The organism is Ruminococcus sp. (assembly GCF_019417665.1).
Lineage (GTDB): Bacteria > Bacillota > Clostridia > Oscillospirales > Ruminococcaceae > Ruminococcus_C.
Genome location: NZ_DXUU01000092.1, coordinates 1 through 5,805, shown reverse-complemented (window position 1 = coordinate 5,805; position 5,805 = coordinate 1). Strand labels below are relative to the sequence as shown.

Below are 5,805 nucleotides of genomic sequence, written 5' to 3'. Positions count from 1 at the left end.
TATACACTATCTGGTCTGTCATTTCATCGTAGCAGTTTGTAATTTTACAAAGTCTACCGTTCCCGTCATACTCATAGTATTCTGTACCGCCGGACACGCTGGTTGCAGATACCAACTGGAAATCACTGTTGTATTCGTAAGTGACAATACGTTTTGCTATCGTATCTTCTATTTTTGTAATGCGAGAATGCTCGCTATTGCCATTGTAAGTAATCGTGTAAGTTCTGCCTGTAGAATCTGTTACAATTCTCTGGTTGTTGGACATGGAAGAGATGGTTAGAATATTTCCCTCTGCATCCTTGACCCAATCCAATTCACCATCTGCATTGAAATGATACTGAGACTGCGCTGCATTTGTGATGGTGTATTCATTGCCGGACTTTGTCATGGTGCTGTGGGCGTTCAGGCACTCAAAGCCGCCATTTCCATCATCCTTGAATGTGGTGTTAGAGCCATCTGGAAGAACTACCTGATAGTAACCCTGTGCCGGAATTACAATCTTGCTCACATCGATGTTGAAATCCCAGCCAATACCAAAGCTGCCTTCTTCATCGCTCATAGAGTTGTAGGTTCTAACAAAATCAGAGGTGACACCAGGAGAGGTTACACTCAAATCTGTAAATGACTTGGTATAGTTACCGGTTGCAATATGTACGCCGTCACCGATTTCCCAACCCTTACGGTAGAGGGTGTAATCGGGAATATCATACGGGCGGAACCATGGTCTGAACCAGTAGTTTTCTTCTGTGAAATCATTCAGGAAATAAATACCCAGGCAATAACCTTCTTCATCCACATAGCCAAAATTAAACGTGCGCTCTGTATTCAGCGAACCATCTTCATTGTTAATGTAGGTTTCACAGTTGTCCCAAAGAACAGTCTGTTTGCCGCCTGCATAGCCAAAATAAATTGTCTGTGTACCAGAAGAATAGATAGACTTATCGCCGGAAGCTTCGTTTACTTCCCATGTTGGTCCGAGGAACCAAATATTTCCGGCTGTCCATTTGCCTTCCATATCCTGAAGTGTGATATACGTCCAGTTTCCGCCGACCATCAAGGTATCATCGCTATTGGTCATTTCAATTGTGTCATAGCAGTTTGCCTGACCGAAATCAAAGCAGTTGCCAATTATGACAGTACCATTGTTCAGATCCATTAGCTGCCCCGTTGTTCCACTCCATCCATCAGGAGATGCTGTACGGAATACCAGGTTATTTTCAACCATCAGCAGACCGCCGTTGATATCCAGTGTTGCTCCATGATCAGACCAGAACTGCGGCATATCTGTATTGAATGACATACAGTCTGCAACATAAAGAACACAGCCGTTCATGTCGAAATTTGTGTCATGAAGATTGAAGCTGTAGGGGAACATACCGCCTGACAGCATTGTCAGATTTCTCTTGAATGCATGATCCCAGTCCAGATCACCAGATTGCTCATATGCTGCCGAAAACCATGCAACATCGCTGTTTTCAATCGTTCCACTGTCATCTTTGTCCATGTACTCGTAGTAATTATCAGAACGTCCGCGTTTCTGTGCAGCTGCATTAATTTGATTAATCCCATCGTTGTAATCATCTTTATTAACGATTGCGTCACCTGTAAACTCATGGTTGTATATATAAACCCATGAATCCACCGTTCTTGCTGAGTCAACTTCCATTCTGAATGCAGCCAGTTCTTCTCCACTTGCACCTGAAGCTTCCAAAAGCTCATAATCCGTATCGTTGATAACTCCGTCCAGATTGATATCAAGATTCTGGACACTCTGCGGAAGTTCATAATATTCATCGTCGTCAAGACTATTATAAAAATCACAGAATGCATCCAAATCCGCCTGGCTTATGACATTATCGCCATCAGCATCCATACTTGGATTAAAATCGCTATCACCGCGAGTGGCTCCTAAACAGCTTTGCACATATGCTGAATCGGCAGCATTGATTACATCATCACTCCATTGGTTTGCATTGTCCTCATTCCATGTCGTATCGCCGGGAACAAGTGTTACCGTATCCAGTGAATCGCCGGAACCAATCTGAAATGAACCTGTCCCGAAGTCCTTCAGATAAAACGGCAGATAACCATCGCACTCAAACTTGACATGATGCACGCCGGAGCCATTCACAGTTGCAGTGTATTCTTCGCCTTCGGAAACCTCCCAGCTTTCAATTTCATTCCAATCTCCGTCAAAAATGCGTACATAAATCGGTGTATTATCGGAAGCAGTAAGACCGTTTACTGTACCTTTCTGCACTTTACCAGTAATGGTTAAGGTAGACGCATCCTGAACACTTGTTAATTCTTTCAAATACTGAATATATGATTTTGCAGTGAAATCCCATGTAAAATCAGATGCAGACTCAGTTTCAGCTTCAACCTGTGCTTCTGTTCGGCTGCTATACGTCATGATATTCTGCTCAACCGATTCCGGCAGCTCAAAGTAATCTACCTCGCCAAGTCCCTTTGTCGCTTCTTCAAATTCTTCCGCCAACTGATCAGCATTTTTCATGCCTTCAATTGCTTCTGCTGCAGAAGCGATAGTATCCGCATGCAGAATGCCTTGAGATGCGCCGTCACCAAATACCATAATTTGTCCAACAAACATGAGGGACACGACTCCGGCTAATGTGCGTGTTAACTTTTTAGTCATCAATATCCTCCTTTTTAATTTCATGTTATATACTTTTTTCGACAACCCCCATGTTTCAAAAAATGCAAGATTTTATACCCGAAGTATAGATATAAAGCCTTGCATTTTACGTTCATATAGTTGTTGTTTTTCTTTTATGATTCATCGCAGCACCGATGATAAGCATCCATGCTTCTGTAAACAATCCCAGTACAATTGTTGCGGCAATCTGTTCTTTCAAAAAGATTAGAGAGAATATGCTAGCCGCCGCTTCAATTCCCAGAACAATTCTTGTTCGCTTACGATACACGTATTGTTCTGTCTCATCCAGTGGATTATTTTCCGCTTCCACTGGTGACAGAATCCAGATGACAATACTTGCAACCACAAGTAAAATAACGGATGCAATCGGATGAATTGGAATCCACTTAATTACCGCAAGCAAAATCGCAATCATGATGGTAGAATTGATATAGCATCGAAAGGGACTGTCTGCATGATGACCACCGGCGCTGATCCGAATTGGTATGTACGCTGCATTTAATAATATGCAGAGGAGAAGCTGCTGAAACAATATGCCCAACAATAACGTCGTTAGCACGTTCAGAAGCAGCATCATGCCCTGGAAGAATCCGTACACATACACGTCTGCATCTGTTTCGGAAATAACTCCTGCATGTACTAATTTCCCTGCAAATTTCTCAGATAAATGTTCCAGCATCAGAACTTCCGCATCTTTTTCACAGACTTCGGCATCTTCGGATCGTAATCCCACCAAGCGCACGAAACGTTAGCGAAGAAAGAAGATGTTTTCTTTGTAACTGAAGCCACACCGGACAGCATTTTCTTTTTTGTTTTCATATTCTTCATGACATGTACCTCCTTTTCAGATTCAAGATATCTTGCAATTTCACTATACCACAATAATTTCAAAATAGCAATACATTTGCACCATTTGGTCGTTTTTCGACATCATTTGGTCAAAAGAAAGGAGAGCAGACCATTCTGCTCTCCCAATTCATGTATTATCATTAAAAGTAATAGAAACACAAAATTGACATTTTTCTTGATGAACGCGAAAGACTCCGTTATATTTTTCAACTGCTTTTCTTACATTAGACAAACCGATTCCAGAATGATATGCCTTTGTAGAATGATGAAAGCGAAATTCACGTGGTTCCGTTTCTTTACATGCATTTGTAATTCGCAATACAATTAGCCCCATTTGTTTTCGGAGAACAACATAGATTTTTCTTTGTGATTTTGAAATTTCCAAACAAGCATCAATTGCATTATCCAGTAAATTGGAAAAAATAGCTGTCATATCCATGTCAGAGATGAATTGCATTGGAAAATCTTCGACATTCATTTCTAAAAGAATATGTTCCTTTTCACACCTGTCAGACACTGTATTTAATATAATTTCCAGCATGGCATTCTGATTATGAATCGTTGGGCGCAAACGCTCTGTATCTTCCGTCATATCTGACAGGTAATGCTCTGCCTGTTCATTTGGATTTGCTGCAATCAAAGCTTTTAAAGAAGAAATGTGACGATTAATATCATGTGCAATTTCACGTGTTGTCCTATATTTTTCGTGCAGTTCTTGATACATCTGCAGCTGAAGCTGTTCCTGCTGCTGCATCAAACGTACTTTTTGTTCATTCTCTCTGGATAATGAAATTTTATGAAAAATATACATAATGTAAATGTCTAATATCATAAAACCTGACATCATCAAAATCATAAACTGCCCGCTCATGTAATCCTGAACTGCGGATGAAATACAGGCAAACAGTATGGTTTCAAATAAAAGCAAAAGTATGTAAAATAATATTTCGTGCCATTTCACTCGAATGTTATCATTTTTTCGAATAATCAAAGCAGTGATTCTTGATAAAAATATCTGCAGTATCCAATTCCATATATGGTGATGCCACACCAAATCTGTTGCTCCAAGCGTTTCGGATATTGTGTTATGATAAAAATTCGAAACGACTAGCACTCCCAAGGCGTCAGCTACAAGAGCTATCATTAAAAAAACAAAAGAATAAATCAAGGCTGTATTCAATCGACATTGATACATTGTATATATTACAAAAACACATACAGCCCAAATTGTTAGCAGGTTTAACGGTGACATGTGAAGCAATAGAACACCCATCTTAACGGCGATGATACATCCAATTACCGCTATTCTTGCGACTAAATGATCTTGTTTTACTTCATACTTATGAAAAAGCATTAAAAAACACAGCACCGCCGTCAGTACTGTCGTAACACAATCTAATATAAACTGCATTTCAATCATACCCCCTCAGCTATGTAACAATTTAATGCCTCTATAATCTCATTGTATTTTCTCCGAGCAATCAGTATTAAATCACCGTTTTCCATCACCAATTTCTTATTTTTTCCATCAATTTCTCTTAAACGATGAAGATTGACGATAAAGCTTTGATTTGGCATGATAAAATATTTCGGATTCAGTGTGGAATATATATGCATAATACCATCTTTTATTCTATATATGTCTTTTGACATGACTATCTCAACAATACGGTTGTCCAAATAATGAAAATAGAGAATCTCCCCCATATTTACTTGAAAACGACGATCATCCATCGTATGAATTTGGTATATCTCCTGTGACTTTTTTTCTTTCACAGAATTTGTATACATCAAAAAGTCTTCTAAGTTTCTGCGAACATCTTCCTCCAAAAAAGGCTTTACAATAAAGGCAAATGGATGTATTGTCATACTTTTTTGAATGTAATTCTGATAAGAAGTTACATAAAATAGTACCGCTTTTTTATTATTGACTCGCAGGCGCTGTGCTGTTTCGATTCCATCCATTCCACCCATTTGAATGTCCAGAAAAATAAGATCATAAGAAATAGACTCGGAAAGTAATAATTCTCCGCTTCTAAACATGTTCACGGAAATCTGAATTTCTTTTTCTCTAAAAAAATTTTCCACAATACGTTGTATCAATTGAATCTGATTTATTTCATCATCCACAATTGCTATCTGAATCATTTTATATTTGCCTCTCTTTCTTTTTACAAAATAATACCACAATTTCAACCAAAAATCAAGCTGTATAAACAAATTCCAGTATGGTATAATATTGGGAAAGAAAGAGATAATCTTTCGTCAATTCCGCCCAT

General features: G+C 39.0%; 5 protein-coding genes. All 5 read right to left on the bottom strand.

The genetic code is table 11. The features are described 5' to 3' along the window. Positions 1–2,656 (bottom strand): DUF6531 domain-containing protein (locus tag QZ375_RS13500; protein ID WP_295219776.1); only part of this gene is annotated, 2,656 nt, incomplete at its 3' end. Positions 2,657–2,768: 112 nt separating this feature from the next. Next, complete coding sequence (locus QZ375_RS13495; protein WP_295219774.1) at positions 2,769–3,356, bottom strand: accessory gene regulator B family protein; 588 nt, start codon at positions 3,354–3,356, stop codon at positions 2,769–2,771. After that, entirely contained in the window at positions 3,356–3,505 is a 150-nt protein-coding gene (locus QZ375_RS13490) for a cyclic lactone autoinducer peptide (protein ID WP_295219772.1), read from the bottom strand. The genes QZ375_RS13495 and QZ375_RS13490 overlap by 1 nt, the downstream gene beginning before the upstream one ends. Positions 3,506–3,653: 148 nt before the next feature. Continuing rightward, positions 3,654–4,946, bottom strand: a complete 1,293-nt coding sequence (locus tag QZ375_RS13485; RefSeq protein ID WP_295219771.1) for a sensor histidine kinase — start codon at positions 4,944–4,946, stop codon at positions 3,654–3,656. Continuing rightward, a complete protein-coding gene (locus QZ375_RS13480; protein WP_295219770.1) occupies positions 4,943–5,674 on the bottom strand; it encodes a LytTR family DNA-binding domain-containing protein in 732 nt (243 codons plus the stop codon). The genes QZ375_RS13485 and QZ375_RS13480 overlap by 4 nt, the downstream gene beginning before the upstream one ends. Positions 5,675–5,805 lie beyond the last annotated feature (131 nt).

What these genes read in the sequence shown, in the direction of transcription:
- QZ375_RS13490 (WP_295219772.1), bottom strand. Translation starts at nt 3,505, where the DNA reads ATGAAGAATATGAAAACAAAAAAGAAAATGCTGTCCGGTGTGGCTTCA.
- QZ375_RS13485 (WP_295219771.1), bottom strand. Translation starts at nt 4,946, where the DNA reads ATGATTGAAATGCAGTTTATATTAGATTGTGTTACGACAGTACTGACG.
- QZ375_RS13480 (WP_295219770.1), bottom strand. Translation starts at nt 5,674, where the DNA reads ATGATTCAGATAGCAATTGTGGATGATGAAATAAATCAGATTCAATTG.
- QZ375_RS13495 (WP_295219774.1), bottom strand. Translation starts at nt 3,356, where the DNA reads ATGCTGGAACATTTATCTGAGAAATTTGCAGGGAAATTAGTACATGCA.